Annotated in this window: 14 protein-coding genes and 1 tRNA gene; 6 read left to right on the top strand and 9 right to left on the bottom strand. The window is 42.5% G+C overall.

Features of this window, described 5'->3' with window-relative positions; genetic code table 11:
* Nucleotides 1-17 precede the first annotated feature (17 nt).
* Nucleotides 18-422: an arsenate reductase family protein gene (locus PP181_RS08060; RefSeq protein WP_272636688.1), complete on the bottom strand. Its 405-nt coding sequence runs from the start codon at nt 420-422 to the stop codon at nt 18-20.
* Nucleotides 423-558: 136 nt separating this feature from the next.
* Here PP181_RS08060 and cls point away from each other — a divergent pair, with 136 nt between their 5' ends.
* Together cls and PP181_RS08070 are read left to right on the top strand one after the other, a co-directional pair.
* Complete coding sequence (gene cls / locus PP181_RS08065) at nt 559-1,983, top strand: cardiolipin synthase (protein ID WP_154918304.1); 1,425 nt, start codon at nt 559-561, stop codon at nt 1,981-1,983.
* A 46-nt stretch (nt 1,984-2,029) separates the two neighbouring features.
* Complete coding sequence (locus PP181_RS08070; RefSeq protein WP_272636804.1) at nt 2,030-2,593, top strand: hypothetical protein; 564 nt, start codon at nt 2,030-2,032, stop codon at nt 2,591-2,593.
* An 8-nt stretch (nt 2,594-2,601) separates the two neighbouring features.
* Here PP181_RS08070 and PP181_RS08075 read toward each other — a convergent pair whose 3' ends face one another.
* The 6 genes from PP181_RS08075 to hisC form a co-directional block, all read right to left on the bottom strand.
* Nucleotides 2,602-4,125, bottom strand: coding sequence for a GH3 family domain-containing protein (locus PP181_RS08075; RefSeq protein ID WP_272636689.1), 1,524 nt, complete (start codon nt 4,123-4,125; stop codon nt 2,602-2,604).
* Between the two features lie 257 nt (nt 4,126-4,382).
* Nucleotides 4,383-5,261 (bottom strand): flavin reductase family protein, encoded by an 879-nt coding sequence (locus tag PP181_RS08080; RefSeq protein ID WP_272636690.1) that lies wholly within the window; start codon nt 5,259-5,261, stop codon nt 4,383-4,385.
* Nucleotides 5,262-5,264: 3 nt separating this feature from the next.
* Nucleotides 5,265-6,494 carry a fumarylacetoacetase gene (gene fahA, locus PP181_RS08085; protein WP_272636805.1) on the bottom strand — a complete coding sequence of 410 codons (1,230 nt, stop codon included), beginning with the start codon at nt 6,492-6,494 and terminating at the stop codon, nt 5,265-5,267.
* Nucleotides 6,495-6,516: 22 nt separating this feature from the next.
* Nucleotides 6,517-7,677, bottom strand: a complete 1,161-nt coding sequence (locus PP181_RS08090) for a homogentisate 1,2-dioxygenase (RefSeq protein WP_272636691.1) — start codon at nt 7,675-7,677, stop codon at nt 6,517-6,519.
* 359 nt (nt 7,678-8,036) lie between these two features.
* Nucleotides 8,037-9,167, bottom strand: coding sequence for a 4-hydroxyphenylpyruvate dioxygenase (gene hppD / locus PP181_RS08095; protein ID WP_272636692.1), 1,131 nt, complete (start codon nt 9,165-9,167; stop codon nt 8,037-8,039).
* A gap of 46 nt (nt 9,168-9,213) precedes the next feature.
* Nucleotides 9,214-10,338 (bottom strand): histidinol-phosphate transaminase, encoded by a 1,125-nt coding sequence (hisC, locus tag PP181_RS08100; RefSeq protein ID WP_272636693.1) that lies wholly within the window; start codon nt 10,336-10,338, stop codon nt 9,214-9,216.
* A gap of 96 nt (nt 10,339-10,434) precedes the next feature.
* Between hisC and PP181_RS08105 the strand changes: the two genes are divergently transcribed.
* From PP181_RS08105 to PP181_RS08120, 4 genes are all read left to right on the top strand, one after another.
* Nucleotides 10,435-10,887, top strand: coding sequence for a MarR family winged helix-turn-helix transcriptional regulator (locus PP181_RS08105; RefSeq protein ID WP_138257186.1), 453 nt, complete (start codon nt 10,435-10,437; stop codon nt 10,885-10,887).
* A 113-nt stretch (nt 10,888-11,000) separates the two neighbouring features.
* Nucleotides 11,001-11,074: transfer RNA gene (locus PP181_RS08110), tRNA-Arg, on the top strand.
* Nucleotides 11,075-11,498: 424 nt separating this feature from the next.
* On the top strand, nt 11,499-14,411 hold the full coding sequence (locus tag PP181_RS08115) for a PEP/pyruvate-binding domain-containing protein (protein ID WP_272636694.1): 2,913 nt from the start codon (nt 11,499-11,501) through the stop codon (nt 14,409-14,411).
* Complete coding sequence (locus PP181_RS08120; protein ID WP_272636695.1) at nt 14,408-15,667, top strand: serine hydrolase; 1,260 nt, start codon at nt 14,408-14,410, stop codon at nt 15,665-15,667. The genes PP181_RS08115 and PP181_RS08120 overlap by 4 nt, the downstream gene beginning before the upstream one ends.
* Before the next feature lie 21 nt (nt 15,668-15,688).
* Here the strand turns inward: PP181_RS08120 and PP181_RS08125 are convergent, their stop codons facing one another.
* Together PP181_RS08125 and PP181_RS08130 are read right to left on the bottom strand one after the other, a co-directional pair.
* On the bottom strand, nt 15,689-18,118 hold the full coding sequence (locus tag PP181_RS08125; protein WP_272636696.1) for a transglycosylase domain-containing protein: 2,430 nt from the start codon (nt 18,116-18,118) through the stop codon (nt 15,689-15,691).
* Nucleotides 18,105-20,903 carry an Npt1/Npt2 family nucleotide transporter gene (locus PP181_RS08130; protein WP_272636697.1) on the bottom strand — a complete coding sequence of 933 codons (2,799 nt, stop codon included), beginning with the start codon at nt 20,901-20,903 and terminating at the stop codon, nt 18,105-18,107. The genes PP181_RS08125 and PP181_RS08130 overlap by 14 nt, the downstream gene beginning before the upstream one ends.
* Nucleotides 20,904-20,924: the final 21 nt, after the last annotated feature.

Consider the following 20,924-nt stretch of genomic DNA (forward strand, 5'->3'; position numbering starts at 1 on the left):
CTAATAAATTAAAATAATCAGGATTCCTTTAATCCGGCACTATCCGGAGCAATGAATTTTTTAAAACTCGCCGCATTTTCCAATACTATGTACTTTTCCCCGTTAACCGCAATGGCGTGCTTAAGAAGATGTGGTTCCTTTTGAAGGATTTTTATACAATCGTTTTCATCCAGGTCCTGTCCCTGTTCCCCATAGACATTTAAAAAATCCGGATGGTCCATAGCGATCAAATCCTTGATATCCTTGTTCAGACCATCGGCCAATTCTACCCATTGGGTGCCTGTGACCTCCGTTTTTGAAATATCTACGGCTAGATTCTTTTTTTTCGAAGACTGAACATAAGCGTGTATTTGTTTACCAATAGTATTTTCAGAACTATAGTATAAAGTAATTTGTCTTTTATCCATTGCGATGGTGCCCATTTTCTTTAATTTTTAAATTTAATATCCTATCCCGCCCTTGCTTGACCCATTTCAAATAAAAAGTGTCGGTTATGCTATCAGGGCCAAAAAACACTTAAAAAATACATTATATTGTTGATTCCTTTAAAGATACAAAATGAACACCTTTCTTTGGATAGGCTACTTTACCGTAACCATTTGGAGTATTGTCAACATTATATTCTATGGTCAGCGTTCCACGAAGATGATCAGTTGGTCCCTTGCCGTCATCATACTCCCCTTTTTAGGCCCCATTTTATACTACCTTTTTGGTATAAACCGCAGGAAATTTAAACTGTTCAAGCTTAAGCAGACTGAAAAGCGCAAGCTGTATTCGGAAACATATAAGGAGCTTAAAGGCGGGGAACAGAGTGTTCATGATTTTTCGAATTACAAACATGATAAGATTGCCTCCTTAATAAGAAAGAACAGTTATTTTGCCCCATATGAAAACAACACTATAGAACTCCTGAATGATGGGGAATCGGCATTTGGGGCCATTTTTGATGCTATAGAAAAAGCGGAAAAGTTTATACATATCCAATACTATATTTTGGAAAAAGGAGACCTTTTGGATAGGTTTTATGAACTATTTTCCAAAAAAATAACCGAAGGGGTGGAAATTCGCATACTTTACGATGCTTTGGGAAGCCATTCCATACGCGGGAAGGTCGTTAAGCGATTTAAGGATATAGGGGTCAAGGTTTTCTCTTCTATGCCCATAAGATTTGGCAATCTGCTGTTTACCTTAAACTATCGTAACCATAGAAAAATAGTAGTCATTGATGGAAAGGTAGGTTTTACAGGTGGCTTTAACGTATCGGACAAATACATCAAATCCATATCGGAACTGGGGGTGTGGCAGGACCTACATCTTAAATTACAGGGACCCGTAGTGAATAGCCTGCAACGGGTTTTCATCAAAGATTATCACTTTGCCAGTGATGAGGACCTTTTGTTACAGGACAAATACTTTCCAAAATTTGACGGTAAAGGGGAAAGTATCGCCCAAGTGGTATCCAGTGGTCCGGATTCCAAATATCCCGCTATCATGCAGCAATATCTGGCAATGATCAATAGCGCGAAAAAAAGCATATGCATAGCCAACCCCTATTTCATTCCTGGGATGCCCGTTTTGGAGGCCCTACAAATAGCCTCGCTCAGTGGTGTGGAAGTAAACCTCCTGACCCCCAAGGTTTCTGATTCGTTGTTGGCAAAGTACAGTATGTTCTCCGGTTTCGAGGCACTGCTTAATGTTGGGGCGAACATTTATCTGAGGCCTGATTTCTCCCATAGCAAGGTTATTATCATTGATGGCGAAATCGCATCGGTGGGATCTGGAAATTTTGATTACCGAAGTTTTGAGCATAACTTTGAAACCAATGTCCTAATTTATGATAAGGATATAGCCAAAAAAATCGAGGAAATATTCTTTGGCCATTGCAAAAAGGACATTCAATTGGAATTGGTTTCCTTTAAAAAGCGTTCCATTTTCATCAAGTTTATGGAGGGTCTCGCTAAATTCTTTAGCCCATTACTTTAATACCGAAATTTTGAACTTTATAGCCGCACTAGTACCGATCCTATTTATGCAAGCCACCCAGCCACACATCATACCCGAGGAAATTAAAGAGGAAGCCCTGATAGCCTTGTCACACTATCCAGAACTAGCGAATACACCCATCGAGTTCAAGTTCAAAAAACATATTGAAAAATCTACCATGCAGGCGCAGCCCGCTTTTTGGAGTGTTTTTAGGCAAAAAAAGAAAAGGAAGTACAAAATTTTAATAAGCGAAAAAATCAAAATTGCCGATAGTGTCTATCTCACCAAGGACATTCCCTCTAAAATCATGATTGGTTGGCTGGGCCATGAATTGGGCCACATCATGGATTTTAGAAATCGCAGTGGACTCAATCTCATTGGTTTTGGTATCAGATACCTATCATCCAAAAGATACATTCGGAAGGCGGAGCGTAGGGCGGATTCCTTTGCCGTAATCCATGGTATGGAGGATTATATATTGGCGACCAAGGAGTTTATTCTGGAAAAGGCCGGACTCACTGAAAGGTATGTTAATAGGATCAAACGCCTGTACTTAAGTCCGGAAGAAATCATGCTATTGGTTGAGGAGCGGGATGCCGTTGTTGATTAAATCGAAAACTATCGTTCTTTTTGGACAAAGTCCTCCCATTCTTGGAATTTGTCCTCGTCCATGACACGCTCCATTTTAACCTGTCCGCCCTTTTTCTTGTTCCGGTCGTTCCATTCATAAAAAACATCGGGTTTCACGACAAATACCTTGACCCCTTGCAAGGCCTTTGAGCGTGCCACCTTATAGTTTTTGTTCGCATTTTTTAAAGACTCGTCCAGGGTAGCTGCCGCTTTCTTAGGGTCCAGTTGGGCATCGGTTCCCAAATACCACGTATGATAAAATCCGTCGTCGTACTTTTTTGCACAAAGCGTATATTCCGGTACCTCCACATCAAATGCATCCTCCAGTTCCTGCAGGGCATCGTCCAATTTATTAACCGATAGTTGGGAACCAACGGTATTTAGAAAAAACTTGGTCCGGCCCGTAATCTTGATTTCGGCCCGTTCCACATCGGTAAATTCTATAGTATCCCCAATAAGATAACGCCAAGCACCGCTAACGGTACTAATGATCAACACATAATTTTGACCTTTTTCCACCTCAGCAAGCGTCACCGATTTCGCTTCTTGGCTTAGTGACCCATCTTCTTGTATCAAATCTGGGTCAAAGGGAACAAACTCGAAATAGATACCGTTGTCCGTCACCAACTTCATGGCATCCGTTTCCGGTCTCGCCTGGAAAGCGATAAACCCTTCAGACGCTAAATACGTATCAATAACCGTTATTGGGCGACCCATTAAGGCATTGAAACTCTTCTCATAAGGACCAAAAGCGACACCCCCAGAAGTGTAGACCTCCAGATTGGGCCAAATCTCATGGATGTTTTTGAGATTATGGGCCTTTATGACCTCTTTCAACATCAACTCTATCCAGGAAGGGATACCGCTAAGTCCTCCAATATCCCAATTGGGAGCCTCGGCTACTATTTTTTCCACGCGTTCGTCCCAATCTTCTATCTTGGCGATTTCCTCACCAGGTTTGTAATAGCCCCGGAACCATGAAGGGATATTACTGGCACTTATGCCACTGATTTCACCTTCCAAATGGTCCTTTTGTTCAATAAGGTCTGTGGAGCTACCCAGCATCAAAATACCCTTTTCAAAAAAATCAGATGGAAAATCAAAATTACTCAGGGCCAATACCTGCTTGATACCGGCCCAACGAATTGCTTTGATCATTTCTTCCGTTACGGGAATCCGCTTACTGGTCTTTCCCGTGGTTCCGGAGCTTAGTGCGAAGTAATCCGGATTGCCGGGCCAAGTGACGTTTTCCGCGCCTTTATGGAGCTTTTCCCACCAATTGGCACTAATGGAATTGTAGTCAAAATAGGGAACGGTTTCCGCAAAAGTGCGCTGAATGTCCTCGGAGGAAAGGATTTCAGGAAATTTATAGGCGGTTCCAAATTGCGTTTCGGCTGCAGACTCCAATAGGGATTTAAGAACTTCCTTTTGTTCCGCAACAGGATCGGATTCTCCAGAAATTGTACCGGTAACATCTATAATACCTTTAATAACACTTCCAATGATTGGCATAACGTATACTTTTGGTTATTGATAAAATTAACACTCCTCCATCATCGAGCTTCCTCAAAAGGACTTTTGTTTGACTGCTTTGAAAGTTTGTTTTTTATTCATTATGAATCACCCTACTTGACAAAACGTTGATTATGTAAGCCCTTAAAGGAATACCATACAATCTTTTAAAAACTAGACCCCAAAGGTTTTTGAAACCTTTGGGGTCTTTTATATCAATGGATTATCCCGCTACCTACGGATTATGAACTATATCCCTACTGAATACACAAAAGCGCCAGGGCCTCCTCTGTCCGATTCTCGTCCAGCCATTGCTGGGCCAACTTATGGATTTTTACGGTATCCATGGAGCTTTCCAACAGTTCCTTGATTTTGGGTAAAGCCGCAATCCTATCGATGGATTCCTGTGTGGGAAGGGCCTCCAGGTTCCCCAATCGGCCTAAATTATTTCCCGTTAAAACGGTACTGTTCCGTACTTTTTCGGGTAGTTGATCCACGCCGATTCCTTGGTTTCTGATAGGTTTTGGAATCTCAAAAAGCGATGTCCCACTGGAACGTGTATACCAATTACCGCCCATGCGGCCCACAAGATCCAATTTTTGGGTATCCAATTGGGCGTCCTTGTCCAGATAGGCCTCGTTAATATGCACCAATTCCACTTTTGCCAAAATCAGGTTTCCGGCTCCCGGGGTATCGGCCAGTTCAATGACTTCCGTGACCGAACATTCAATGGCCACCGGCGCCTCCCCTACCCTGGGCGGTTTCACCTTTTCGCTGGGGACCTCCGTAAATCCCGCCTTCACAAATTCATTGACGCCCTTGTCGTACGAAGTACTGGCCAAGGACATTTGCTCCACCATGGGGTAGTTGACAATATTGATCACCACCTCCGGCACTTCCAGTACATTCTGATGGGAATGCTTCATGGATCCGTCACGTCCGCTTCGATTGGGTGAAAAAATCATGATGGGCGGATTGATACTGAAAATATTGAAATAACTATAGGGGCTTAAATTGACATTGCCATCTTTATCCACCGTACTGGCAAAACAAATGGGACGTGGCGCTACGGCCGATAAAAGATAGGCATGTAGTTCCTGTTGGGAAACCTTATTTGGATCTATGGTCTTTATCATATATTATTTTTTAGCGGGAAGAATTTTTCCCGAAACTTCACCGAAACCTACCTTAAGAAAATCCCTTTCCGCACCCCCTTTTAGGGTAATGGTGTCGTTGTCCTCCAAAAAGGTTCGGGTGTGTCCGTTTGTTAGTTGAATTGTTTTTGTGCCGCCCCAGGAAAGTTCCAAAAGCGAGCCGTAGGCCGTTTCGTCCTTCCCGGAAATGGTACCCGAGGCCATCATATCGCCCACTTTCACATTACATCCGTTTATGGTGTGATGCGCCAACTGCTGGGCCATGTTCCAATACATGTATTTGAAATTGGAACAGCAGATGGTTTGGGTTTCCGAATGTTCAGGCGTGAGGGTCACTTCCAAATCGATATCATAATTATGGGCACCCTCGATTTTTAAATAGGGAAGCACTTCCGGGTCTTGTTCGGGTCCCGATACCTTAAAGGGTTCCAAGGCCTCTAAGGTCACGATCCACGGGGAAATGGACGAAGCAAAACTTTTGCCCAAAAAAGGTCCCAAGGGAACATATTCCCATTTCTGGATATCGCGGGCGGACCAATCGTTGAACAACACCATGCCAAAGATATAGTTCGATGCCTTATCCACAGGAATGGATTCCCCCAATTGGGTTTCCTTGCCAACGATAAATGCCATTTCCAGTTCAAAATCCAACCGACCGGAAGGTTTAAAAACGGGTGTTTCTGCTCCTCTTGGCAATACTTGGCCTTTGGGTCGATGTATGTCAGTACCGCTTACCACAATGGACGATGCCCTACCGTGATAGCCCACAGGAAGGTGTTTCCAATTGGGAAGCAGCGCATTTTCCGGGTCACGGAACATTTTGCCTACATTAGTAGCGTGCTCCAAACTGCTATAAAAATCGGTATAATCCCCAATATGGACGGGAAGATGCATTGTCGATTTGTCTTGGGGCACGAAGGTATCGGGCCTATTTTTTAGGGGAGAATCCTCCTCCATCAGCAACCTTTGTACATCCAACCGAACCTTGTTGGTAATCGGTTTGCCGAGGGCAATAAAATCGTTCAGAGTAGATTGCAAGAAATAGCGCGGTTCCACCGCCAATAAATTGGCCTTGGCCAATACGGAAAGGTCCACGATCTGTTCGCCTATGGCCATACCGGCCCTAGGGTTTTTTCCATCGGCAGAAAATATCCCGAAGGGCAAATTATAAATAGTGAAATCCGAATTTTGTGGTACGTGTACCCAAGTGGTCAACGGCTTCATGTACGTGCTGTATTTATGAATTCAACCAAGAACGGTAGTAATCCCCGTCGTCCAGTTTTAGGGCATTTTCCGTAACCATCAAGGGCCTGAAGGTGTCTATCATTACGGCAAGCTCCCCAGAACCTTTTTGGCCGATGCTTCGCTCCACGGCACCAGGATGCGGACCGTGGGGAATACCGGCCGGATGCAAGGAAATATTGCCCGGGGCCACCCCGTTACGGCTCATGAAATCACCGTCAACATAGTACAGCACCTCATCAGAATCTATGTTGGAATGGTTGTAGGGAGCCGGAATGGATTTTGGATGATAGTCGTACAATCTGGGCACAAAGGAACATATCACAAACGCCGATGTTTCAAAGGTCTGATGCACCGGTGGCGGCTGGTGAATCCTGCCCGTAATCGGTTCAAAATTATGGATCGAAAAACCGTAGGGATAATTGTAACCGTCCCATCCCACGACATCAAAAGGATGCCCTTCGTAGATCATTTCATGCAGCGTTCCCTGCTTTTTGACCTTTATGAAATGATCCTCCAAATCCGTGAACGTTTCCAAGTCTTGGGGGAGTTTATAGTCCCGCTCGCAGTATGGGGAATGTTCCAACAACTGCCCAAACCAGTTTCTATACCTTTTTGGGGTGTAAATGGGCGTGAAGGACTCCGCGTAAAATATCCGGTTGTCCTCAGAATCAAAATCGATTTGATAAATAACCCCTCTAGGAATGATCAGATAATCGCCATATTCAAAAGGAATGTTGCCAAAAATGGTTCGCAGCGTACCCGTACCTTTGTGAATGAACAACATCTCGTCCGCATCGGCATTTTTATAGAAATAATCAGTAATGGATTTCCGTGGTGCCGCTACGCCTATATGCACATCGTTATTGACCAACAGGGGTTCCCGTGCCTCCAGAAAGTCGTCCTTGGGTTCCACATTAAAACTCACCAATTTTAGCGAACGAATGTGTTTTTCCAGGGCGATTTTCGGGGCCATATCCGTGCTCTTTACAATTTCCTTGACCATAGTGGGCCTATTGTGGTGATAGAGCAGCGAGGACATGCCATCAAAACCTATGGTGCCGAACAATTGCTCCGAATACAGTTCCCCATCCGGCCTACGGAACTGCGTGTGCCGTTTTGGGGGTATGTTTCCTTGTTTATGATATATGGGCATCGAATTTTATTTTAATTGTTCCTTACTTTTAAAGTTAGTCATTTTAGTACATGTGGCATAAAAGCGGCAAAAGCCGTAAATCAGGACTTTACCACGATTCACTTTGTACTGAATGTTGTGCCGACGAAGTCGGTATGGCTTTTGCGCCGGATAAGCGATGCCAAAGCCCCGAAATTCAGCCAGGCATTGGCATGGCGTGGGGTTTGGCGAGCGGTTTTTGACTTGCTTAAAGTCAAAAATCCCACTCAAAAGTGTCGTTTGTTTTGGTTCGTTTTCTTTGGACAAGCAAAGAAAATGAACAATTTTATACTATGACCTTCACACTTACAACCACAATACTTTTATCCCGAGCATTGGTTTTACAAAGTACCCCTCAACTCTTGCTCCCGCTCAATGGCCTCGAACAATGCCTTAAAGTTTCCTTTTCCAAAGGAAGTAGCTCCTTTTCTTTGAATGATTTCAAAGAACATGGTGGGCCTTGCCTGTACCGTTTTGGTGAAAATCTGTAACAAATAACCTTCATCGTCACGATCCACCAAAATTCCCAGTTTTCGCAGGGAATCTATATCCTCGTCTATTTTACCCACCCTTTCGGTTAGCACATCATAATAGGTGGTGGGAACGGTCAAAAATTCCACCCCCCTACTTTTAAGGTCGGATACCGTTTTCACGATATCGTCCGTAGCTACAGCAATATGCTGTACCCCTTCGCCTTCGTAAAATTCGAGATATTCGTCCACTTGGGATTTTTTCTTTCCGGGAGCCGGTTCGTTAATAGGGAATTTGATACGCCCGTTACCGTTACTCATCACCTTGCTCATGAGGGCCGTGTATTCTGTAGAAATATCCTTATCATCAAAGGAAAGAATCTGTTTGAAGCCCATGACATCCTCGTAGAACTTCACCCAATAGTTCATTTTTCCCTCTTCCACATTTCCTACCATGTGGTCCACAAATTTGAGTCCGGCGGACTCTGGCTTATAGTCTGATTCCCATTTCCGATATCCGGGCAAAAAGACCCCGTTATAATCCTTTCGTTCCACAAAGATATGGACTACCTCTCCGTAAGTGTGAATTCCGGAACGCACCACTTTTCCGTGATCATCTTCCTCCACTTGGGGTTTCATAAAGCTTTTGGCACCGCGTTTCACCGCCTCCTCAAATGCATAGGTAGCATCATCTACCCAAAGGGCCGTTACCTTAACGCCATCACCGTGTTTATCGATATGCTTACCTACTTCCGTACCACTCTTTAAAGGGGATGTTAATACCAACCGAATTTTGTCCTGTTGGACGACATAGGACTCAAACTCCCTACTCCCGGTCTCCAAGCCTTTGTAGGCCAAGGATTCGAACCCGAAGGCGGTTTTATAAAAATGGGCCGCTTGTTTGGAGTTGCTCACATAGAGTTCCAAATAATCCGTGCCATTAATGGGCATAAAATCAGTTGCTTTATCCTGCTTTTTCTCTGCTGCTATGGTTGTTGACATATGTTTCTATTTTATTGTTATTAATGCAACATAGTTGCTTAATTTTTTACGTTGTTACTTCTTTTTGTTTGATGACCGCTTCCAAGGCATCCAACATAGCGTTATTTGCCGCCCGCATACCGAATGAGATACGGACTTTACCAGGGGCACCAAAATTACCCACAGGCCGTACCATAATTCCTTTTTGTTCCATCTGTTTTACCAACTCGGTGTCCGATATTGGGGGTTGGATCATGACAAAGTTTCCCTGGGTGGGCCAATATTTAATATGTAATTCCTTCAATCCATGCAACACAAAAGCTCGTTCCTTTCGAACCAAATCCACGGTCTCTTGTACGAATTCCCCATCTTCTAATGCGGCTATAGCCCCTTCCAAGGCCAAGGTGGACAATAAAAAAGGTTTACATATTTTTCGGATGTAACTGCTGATGTGTAACGGTGCATAGCAATACCCTATACGAAGTCCGGCCAACCCGTAGGTCTTGGAAAAACTGTTGATTGCGATGATATTTTTGTTCTGTTTTACAAAGGGAAGCCCTGTCACATAATCCGGGACCTCGGCAAAATGCCGATACACCTCATCCAGAACCACGATTACATGTTCCGGAACTTTGTTCATAAAATCCTCTAAAACGTCTTTTGGAATATAGGTTCCCGAGGGATTGTTGGGCGAAGCCAAAAAGACCAATTTGGTACTATCGGAAATAGCCTTCAAAATACCCTCAAAATCATATTCAAAATTCATGGTCATAGGTACATTGATTGCCGTTGCTCCCATCCACCTTGTAAACGCAGTATAGGGTAGAAAGCACGGCTGACTCACAATGACGGTATCCCCTTCCCCAAGAAAGGCCTTTGAAATTAGGTCGATAATTTCCGAACCGCTGTTCGTCGTTATAAAATGATCTTCAGAAAGTGCTTGGTCAAAATCCTTTACCAAGGCCTGGCGCAAACGAATATCCGTATTGTCCGGATATTGGCTCAAATCATCAAGCGAAGCCATGAGGGCTTGTCTCACCTTTGGCGAATACCCCAGTGGATTTTCGTTGGAGGACAATTTATGGACTTCAATACCTTGGGGCATTACAATTTTCTTGCTGCCACCTTTATAGGTGCTGTCTTCTAAAATATATGTTTTGAATTGTATCGACATGATGTTTACTTGGTTCATCAATCCAGTCTAAATCTACAAAAAAAATTCCATTTTGTTGCATTAACAACAATTTTAACGATTTTCTATGTATTTTTGTTCGACGAAAGGCGAAATATGGACCGTACCGAAGGATTTGGCGTGTACATTGACCGTACCCTTAAAAAGGTGCAAAGTACTTTTTTACAAGTGTTCGATGATAATGATATTGACCTGACCATTGAACAGTGGGTCATTCTCCAACGGGTGCATTTAGAAGGTACCGATGCTTCCCAGGCAGACATTGCCAAATCCAATTTTAGAAATAGGGCGACGACCTCCCGCGTCATCAGCGGACTTTGCAAAAAGGGTTTGTTGAAAAAATCCCGATTTAGGGACGATCAAAAGCGCTACAAATTGGTGATGACAGAAGAGGGCCAAAAGCTCATGAAAAAAGTACTTCCCTTAATTCAGGATTTAAGGCGGGTCAGTACCATTCATATTTCAGAAGAAGCCTTTGAAACCTTCTATCAGGTCCTGGACCAGTTATACGATAACTTTGATAAATACGACGGATACAAAAAAACTTGACCCAACCCTTCACCATTACCGTATTATCTTTTATTGATTTTGGTTTTAACAATATGGATTTTTTACTAAATTTGCACCCACATTTAAAAAACCCATTCTTTTAAATGTTCTATGGTCGCGTAGCTCAGCTGGATAGAGCATCTGCCTTCTAAGCAGACGGTCACACGTTCGAATCGTGTCGCGATCACTACACTCGAGAACCACGCCAATTGGCGTGGTTCTTTATTTTTAGGAGAAATGCAAACCTTGTTGCCAGTTCGGACAAAAATAAGGGCCCGCAGCGGTAGCTGCTAGGTTTTGTATTGGCAACTTTGAATGCAATCGTGTCGCGATCACGAGTAAATCTAAACAAGGTTGTAAACAAAGTAAGCTAAAACATAGCTTGCCTTTATTTTTTTGTAAGGATATTATAGCTAGCCACACTTGATTTTATAAATATTCATCAAAAGAAATGCAAAGACCGTTCCCGAGAAGAATTCTTACTCGAAACGGACACTTTTAACCAAAAATTGTTGAATTTAGAGCTATATTAAATTGGGGAAGGTGTAATAAAGGTAAGTCCGTCTTTTAGGGAGTATTATCCTATAAGCACCCAAAAAAATTGTAGAGACTTGAAAAAATATGTTTTATTTTTTTTAACGTGCTTTTTTTGGCAAAGTTCTATCCTAGCTCAAATAAAGGACAATAAGGGAATTTCAGAGCTAATTTCAAAACTAAAGCAAGACATTCGTGGTCCCTATAAAGATATCCGTTGGTTCTGTACCGATGGGAGCATTCGCCAGCCGAAAGATCCCTGCCCTGATGAAATAGGCCCAGGCTGGCAACATGCCAGATATCGCGATGATGTTGTGGAGTTGGGCAAGTCAAACCATATTTATTTAGGTCAAATTCTTGCCTACACAGACCCAAAGGATTTTTGGGATGCTGAAAATGACCATGCCAGATTAAAACAATATCAGTTGGAGCAATACCTTAAAGGTGTCGATGATGGCTGGATTCTGCAAAAAGGACAGTATTACAGGGGTGCCGTTCAATCAGAAGACGAAGAGACTTGGGGAATTGATTTCTATAAAGATTTATTAAAAGATGATAAAAGTCTAGAGAAAAAATTCTTTTTGATTCGACAGTCATTAAAGGATGTGCCTCACAATGGCGATAGTAATATCGCTCAAAAAATGCGAAGTGAATCAAAGGTGTTGTCAGATGAATATGTCCCCTTTATGGAACTTCGCATCAAAATTCATGGACGTCCTGAACCTTCTGATATTCAAAAAGTGGAGCGGTTCATAATTAAACATCAAGATAAATTGACAGGTACCTTGAACGCTCAATTTAGGGAATTGCTTTCTACCATGCGTGAGTTTCACAGGCCTATTGATTTGGGCTCTCTTACCAAAAATATTGGTAACCTTCAGAATCCAGAACTGGAAACTTTCCTCAACCAATTCGCGAACAATGTTAATCTGGCCAATAATCCGACCGAATTGATTCGTGAGGCATCCGATTTATTGTTAAAACTTAGAGAGGGAATTTTATTGGAGACAGATTCACAAGTTCGCTTGGAACTTTTGGATGTTTCACTAAAACTGGAAGGTTTGGTCTTTAAAAATGCATTGAATTGGGAAACCGATAGCTTACAATCCCTCTTGGAAAAAATATGTCACTTAGGTATGGCTTCCGCTGGTGCGGGATTTTTGGAGATATGGGAATGGAATCAGCTGCAGGGCTATCTTTCAAACTACGAATCGGAATCCCTTTCATTGGCCGAATTGACCGAAACCCTGCAACAAGCGCGAAGTGGGGTGGAGTGGAGTGCCAGCATGGTAAAGGCCAATTATGACGATGTTGTCGAAACCTACGTAGGATTTGAGCCCATGGCGTCCGGTTTTATCGATGATAAAATCAGGGGTTCCGTAGCTCTACACTTGGGTAATGCCGTGGGTGAGCTTGGTAGTTTTATCGCTTCGGAATCCTCATTGACCAATCAGGTTATGGACGTTTCCAACCAAAGTACCGTTCGGGGGTTAAATCCTGGCTATGCTTTTGGAGAATTGGTCGTAATCGGAGGCAGTTCAGATGATATCGAAGTATCTTCGGATAAAATCTATGTGTTTCAAAGTCCCCCTTCCGACTTGAAGCCTGTGGCAGGAATTGCAACGGTAGCCGAAGGAAATATGGTTTCACATGTGCAATTATTGGCCCGCAATTTGGCAATTCCGAATGCGGCCCTATCCGATGAAAACCTACAACAATTGAAAAAGTATGACGGGCAACGGGTGTTCTTCGCAGTTTCTAACAAAGGAAATGTGATATTAAAACCCGAAGCGCAAATGAGCGAAATTGAAATAAACCTCTTTACGAAAAAAGAGCGAAAGGATGAACGGATCGAAGTGCCCGTAGGTCAAATTCGTTTGGATGAAAAGGGAGTTTTGGATATGCGAAGCGTAAATGCCGATGACTCAGGGAAACTATGCGGCCCTAAGGCAGCAAATTTGGGACAGTTGAAAAAAATTTTTCCAGATTATGTGGTCGAAGGGTTGGTCATTCCCTTCGGGATTTTTAGGGAACATATGGATCAGACTATGTCTGGGCAAACCGTGAGTTACTGGACTTTTCTGAATAATGTGTTCATTGAGGCGGACCGAATGCGTTCAAACTCCATGGGAGAAAAAGAGGTGGAAAACTACCAATTACGCCAGTTGGAAATACTTCGTGAATCAATCAAGACAATGCCTCTTAAAACAAAATTTGTAGAAGCCTTGAAGTTGGGATTTAAAAATGTTCTTGGTTCAGATATAGGTGAGGTTCCGGTTTTTCTACGGAGCGATACGAATATGGAAGATTTAAAGGATTTTACCGGGGCAGGACTCAACCTTACCCTTTTCAACGTGGTCGAGGAGGAAAAGATTTTGGATGGCGTTCGTGCCGTCTGGGCTTCCCCGTATACAGAGCGCAGCTTCAAATGGAGACAAAAGTATTTGTTGAACCCAGAAAATGTCTTCCCTTCCATTTTGGTGATTCCCAGTGTCGATGTAGATTATTCTGGAGTTTTGATTACCAAGGGAATCGTTTCGGGCAACGAAAATGATTTGACCATTGCCTTTAGCCGTGGCGCAGGTGGTGCGGTGGATGGGCAGGCTGCCGAACAATACCTTTTGAAGGAAAACGGTCAAAATATGTTGCTGGCTCCTGCCCGAGAACCGGATTACAACAGCTTGCCCAAAACTGGGGGAACGCTAAAAAAAAGTACCACTTTTGAAACGCCCGTGCTCAACTCCAAAAATCTCAAAGATATTCGTAGCATGGCCAAAACAATTCAAGAACGCATTCCAAAGGAAACCAAATCCGATTATCTGGGGGCATATGATGTAGAACTTGGTTTCAAGGATGATAAATTGTGGTTGTTTCAAATTCGTCCCTTTGTAGAAAATAAAAAGGCCCTGAGCTCGGATTACTTGGAATCGATTACCCCAAAAGTGGACTTGAACAAAATGATACCTGTTACAAAAAATCCCCGGCCATGAAAAAAATACTTGTTTTAATATCGATTAGTTTTCTAGTGATGGCCTTTGCTATAACGCCCTATCCTATTGACGGCTACGAACGAACCGGCATAAAACGGTTAAAACGGTTGGAACTCATTCAAAGTGGTGAACTAAAAGATGCGACAGCCCTCCCGTTGGGAGCTTTAAAATCCTGGGAAGCTATTTCGTTGAACCTGGCCTCAAGAAAAGATGATAGCCTGGAAACATTTTTTCATGTCGATCATGGACTCCAAAGGGAAATAGGTGGAATGTTTCGCGGACTTGACAGAAGCTATTCCATTGCAGTGCTTGATATTTCGAACCCTGACAGTACACGTTACGCACAGCGAAATGAAACCTTGGGCTACCAACCGGGAAGTGTTGGTAAGTTGGCAGTTTTGAATGCCCTTTTCCATCAATTGTCCAAGATATACCCTGACTCCTTTGAGCAGCGAATTGAGCTCCTAAAAAATAAATCTGTAAAGGCAGGGGTTTGGGGCCTTACCGACGAACACACCGTACCTATATTCAATATTGAGAAAAATACCTTAGTTAAAAGGCAGGTCATCGCCAGTGATGTCTTTTCGCTTTTTGAATGGGCGGATCACATGCTTTCGGTCAGTAATAATGGTGCGGCAAGTATCGTTTGGCGTGAGGCCTTGTTGATGTCTGTCTTTTGCGAAAAATATCCGGAATTGACCAAGGAGGAGGCTGATGCATATTTTAAGGAAACCCCAAAAAAGCTATTGACCGATATGGCAAATGATATTGTCAACCTTCCTTTACGGCAATTGGGTATCACCCATGAAGAATGGCGTCTGGGCAGTTTTTTTACCGGAGGGGCCAATACTTATGTTGGTGACAAAGGGGGCAGTATTGGCACCCCATTAGGATTGATGAAATTTTTGGTCCAGTTGGAACAGGGCAAAGTGATTGATGAGGCATCAAGTCTTGAAATGAAGCGGTTGATGTATATGACCGATAGGCGTATTCGATATGCACAATCACCGTCTTTAAAAGAAGCTGCGGTATATTTTAAGTCGGGCAGCCTGTACAAATGCGATCGAAGCAAAGGAGAGGAATGTGGTAAATACATGGGCAATGTAATGAATTACATGAACTCGATAATCATCGTCGAACATCCCGATAATTGTAAATATATAGTCGCCTTGATGAGCAATGTACTAAGGAAGAATTCGGCTTCAGATCATATGTATTTGGCCAATTTAATAGATAGGGCGATACGTAAAGGGTAGTTCGTTCAGCTATTGGTACATTTATAACTGTTCCGAGCCAATTGTTTCCAGCTTTAGACTGTCAGGCTGAATTATCGGACCACCGATACTGTCGAAGAAAACCTTCCGATTGATTGAATCTTGAATAATCGAATCTTTTATAAAAAGTTCTTTTAAATAAACAGAATCCGTAGAATAATGTGCCATGGCAGAAGCTGCATCCAACTCAGAGTACGAGGGGCAACCAAAATGTTCCTGATCAAACTCAAAGTTCGTTAGCATGGGTCTTTTCCAACTACTAAGACTCCTAAACACGGAAGCGACCATGGGCATGGCCGTTCTTGCTCCGGAACCATAGCCCATTTGTACCCTTTTGTCCAAGGTACCCACCCAAGAACCGATTACAAGTTCCGGTGAGCATCCAATGAACCAACCATCGGAGTTGTTCTGGGTGGTTCCTGTTTTCCCGATTATGTTAAAGGGTACCCCGTATGCCTGAAAACCTTTCCCCGTGCCCTCTTGGGTAACCTCGAGCATCATTTTTTGTAGCGTTTTTACATTTTCCGTTGCGGAAACCCGATTCCCTATATTTTTTTTATCTGCGGTAAAAAGGACCGTACCATCTTCCTGTTCTATTCGTTCAATGATATAGGGCGTAACCGAACGCCCCCCATTTGATAGGGAGGCATAGGCTTTAACCATTTCAAAAAGCGAAATTTCGGCCGTACCCAAAACAATAGATGGTACATCTGGTATTTCAGTATCGATTCCCATTTTTTTGGCCAGCGCAATGACATTTTGGTTACCCGTTTTCAACTGAAGTTCGACCGAAACGGTATTGATTGAATTTGCCAATGCGCCATGCATGCTATAACTGCCCCCATACCTGTGGTCTGCGTTCCTTGGTGTCCAATCTTCAAACTTGGAGTATTTTCTTAAAATGTTGTCGTAGAACGTACAGGCATTTTCGTGGGAGTTCAGGGCAGCGAGATACGTAATGGGCTTAAAAACCGACCCCACTTGTTTCGGTTCTTGAATATGGTCTTTTTGCGAAAAGCCGTAATCAAAACCCCCAAGATAGCCCATAATCTCGCCGCTCCCGCTGTTCAAGGCCAAAATACCCGTATGCAATCTGGTCACCGCCTTGATTATGGAATCTTTTAAAGATTGGTCCACGTCGACCCATCCCAAGCCAAGCTCCCAGTACTTTCGATTTTGAATTGAATTTACAAATTCATTCAACTCAGCCTCGGTCTTCCCCTGCTGCCTTAATTTTTTTACCTGCGGATGGTCGGCCAATAGTCGTTTTACCAAACCCTCTTTACCCCCTTCAACTGTGGCACTGGTCCAAGCCCTATCCATATCGGCCTGCAACCGTTTCATTTGTCGGGTCATGGCATTTTCAAGGTATCTCTGTATATTGGGATTGAGCGTGGTATATATTTTTAGACCATCCAACTCTACATCGTACTGTCCACCGTTACTTTTTGGATTTTCAAGTGCCCATTTATTAAATTCTCGGCGTATAAATTCTTTATAGTACGATGCAAAAGAGGATTGTTTTACAGGCGGCTGATAATTAAGTGCTAGGGGTTTTTTGGCCAAATTGGCTAAACTATCGTCGATATAACCATATTTAATCATTTGCTCAAGAACGATATTTCTTCTTTTTTCGGCTCTCTCGGGATGATTCCTTGGGTTGTAGAACGTTGGTGCCTTTAAAAGACCTACCAAAGTGGCACTCTCCGAAAGATCAAGATCTGTTGTAGATTTATTGAAAAACCGATGCGCCGCCTTTTCCAGGCCATATAGATTCTCACCAAAAGAAACCGTGTTGAAATAAAGCAATACCAATTCATCCTTGGTATAAATAGACTCCAGTCGTTTTGCAATTATGATCTCTCTCATCTTATTGATCGGAGTGGTCAAAAATCTTTGTTTTTTACGTCCGAACAAATTCTTCGCAATCTGTTGGGTTATGGTACTGCCGCCCCCTGCATCTTGACCTAGCAAAACCGACTTGATCAGAACCCGGACGTAGCTTCTATAATCGATGCCGCCATGGGAGAAAAAACGGACGTCCTCAGTTGCTACTAAGGCATTGATGATTTCATTTGTTAGCTCGACTTGCTCAATATTCGACCTATTTTGAAAAAAAAAGACACCTATCGGCTGTTCGTCTTTACCATAAATAGTAGAAGTTACCGGATTCTGAAGTGCTTTCAGTTCCTGTTTTGTAGGGATATGGCCAAATGCGCCAAAATAGGTTAACAGAAAAAATGATAATACAGCGCCAAGGCAAGATATAAAAAGGTATAGGGTAAATTTGATGGGGTGCTTTATAATAAATCCTAGGGAACTTAAAATTAATTTTTTGGATTTTCGCAACAAAATTATGACCTGAATCATTAATCTGTGGATGATATGTTCCACCCGTTCCTTCATTCGCTGCAAAAGATTAGTTTTCTGCATTTATCTCTGAAATGGCATTCAACGCAAAAGTCCTGATTTTTAAATCGTCTTGTTTTGACAAAGGCTCCAAAATAGGCAAATATTTTTTATCACCTTGTTTTCCAATAAGATAAAGTACTGCCAACTTCACCTTTAAATCGGGCATATTCAAAAGCAGTTTAAAACATTCCTTTTCAGAGGGGATTTTTGGTTTGATGCGCTGAATAGACTCTTCGGAAGAAAAATCCCTCATTACTTCTTCAATGATTGGAAAAAGCTGCTGTTTGAGGCTTCCGGTCAACAGATTGTCCAAAAAATCAATGGCAGTGGATCGAAGCTCTTCTTCATTACTTGTCAATCTTTCAAAGGCCAATAGGATATCCTCTTGGGTATATTTAAGCCCCAATAACTTAAAAATACGCTCCAAACCAGCATCCAGACGCCGTTCCAACAATTCTAAAAGTGAAGTTCTGGCATCCCGTTCCTTTTGCTGAACTTCTTGCCGGGGCCTTTTACGATTTCGGTACGAGATTATAATTTGGGTATGCATTGCGTTGAGGGTCTGGTGAAAAAGTTTACACTCTTCATAAATCTTGGAAGCCACTTCAAAACGGTTGAACTTTATTTCAGGATGCGATGAACGCAGGTTACTTAGTGAACGGATACTTTCCAATCGAACGCTAAGATCTACGTCATTGAACAATTGAAATAGATACTGTATGGATTCTTGGTTGCCAAACGTTTCAATAACCCTTGGTATGAACCTACGCGCTTCCAAGCTTACCTTTTGTTCTTTTACCATCCATACCAAAACTGGCATTACTCCAAGTCCATAATTCCTTAGGGAAGCTATTACTGGTCCTCGATAGATTTTTTTTGGAAGCAATTCCACTAAATTGGGAACAAAAGATGATTCCATGCTTAACCCCATTGCTTCGATGGCTTCCATCTGTAAATCCACATTATGGCCATTCAAGATTTGGGTGAGTAGGGAGTGGAATTTTGTCAACCCGGCAATACCTATGGTCTTTATTAAATAAGGAGACAAATTTTTATCCGATTCTTCCACAGCTTTTTGAATACGCTTTTCCAAATGATATCGGTTTCGCATCCTTTGGTTGTTTATAGACTCCCTAGCCAAAGAAAAAAGTGCTGCACCAGCGATATTTTTATCCTTATGGTCAAGATAGTATGAAAATATGGCCTCAGGTTCGTTTCTTGAGTGCAACAGCAAAAAATCCATAGCCGCCAAGTTCAAATCCTCATCACCGATAGAAAGTAATTCGTTCATGTTCCACGGCATGGATACACTATCCAAATAATAAAGATTTTTGATAGCCGATGTCTTTACCTTATTGGAAGGATGGTCCAATAGATTTCGAACATCGGGGGCGAAACGTTTATCATTAATTTCCATCAGCTTATCCAGCATAAAAAGGATTTGGTTTTCATTTCCTTCGGAAAAGACCTTGCGCATACCTTTCAAAACGGAAACCTGCTTGACCACAGGAGCTGCCAATTCTTCGTTGGTTTGTCCCCTCAAGTTGGCCCTGAAGGTTTCATAATAAGTTTTGCGGACTCTAAAGATGAAATAGGCCCATAGTAACACCAATGCGATAACCAACCAAGTGACCTGATAGCTTTGCCACTCAAAACCTTTTATCAAAAACACCAATAAAATTCCCGCAATACCGGTGGCCAAACTATCGATGACGACATCAATGAATGATTTGGTCCTATTTTTTATTTCAAAGGGTAGTGGTAATGCCAGCAATTCAAAAGCACTTTTGTTTATCGATTGTTTTAGAGCACCGTCCATAGCCTTAATGACAACAACCGCTGAAAGCTCTGGCAGAAAAAGGAAAAATATGCTGCCAAGCAAGATCCCCAATGGTAACAATAGTAGGGAAAAACCAACTCCCCAAACACCAACAATACGCTGTGTTAGAAATAACTGTAACGCTAAAGAGACCAGATTAAAGGTCGAGAACCAAAACCCAAAAAAAGAGGACAGTTCATCGGGGTCGGAAATGGCATCGGCGGCATAATCGCTGAACAAGTAATCCACTAGTTTGGCGACCAAAACGCTTATACCCACAAGCATGGCAAGATTTCTTAAATGTGGTTCCTTTTTCACCAGCTGAAAAGGTTTTTCCGAGATTGTCGGATACGTTTTGCTCTTTTTGAATTCATTTAATTTCGTGACGCGAAAGCTCCAGATTCTTTGTAGTAGTGGGAGCAACAGAAGTAGTAAAAAGGCCGCTAGGAGCATCATGGTACCATTTCCAAACCATGGGGCCAATAACGAAGTCAGGTAACCGCCAAAAAGGCCGCCCATGATGGCTCCAGAACCGATAAATCCAAACAACCTTTTGGCGTCCCTCACATTGAAAACCAAGTTTGCCAATACCCAAAATTGGGAGGCCGCCAAAACTCCATAAATGGCTACCCAGGTATAGACGATGTAAAGCATCCATCCTTTTAAAATATCCAAAAACACAAAAATTCCTGCTGAAATCAACACCAAACTTGAAAAAACAAGTGTGTATCGAATGATAGTTTTTAGTCTAAATTTTGAAAGTAATTGCGAGTACCAAAACGAACTCAGAATGGCACCTATGGCAACCAATAGATAACCGAATGGGAGCTGCTCTGGACCAAGTTCTGAAAGGAAAAGTGCACTTACCGTTGGTTTTAGTACTAAAAGTACCGCTACAACGATAAATATGTAGCAGAACATAAAAATAGAAATGCGCAATTCCCCCCTGCGAATATCAAAGAAGTCCGAAATAAATTTTTGGACCATTCGTAAATGTTGGTTACTTGT

It is taken from the genome of Maribacter sp. PR66, from assembly GCF_028464205.1.
Classification (GTDB): Bacteria; Bacteroidota; Bacteroidia; order Flavobacteriales; family Flavobacteriaceae; genus Maribacter; species Maribacter flavus.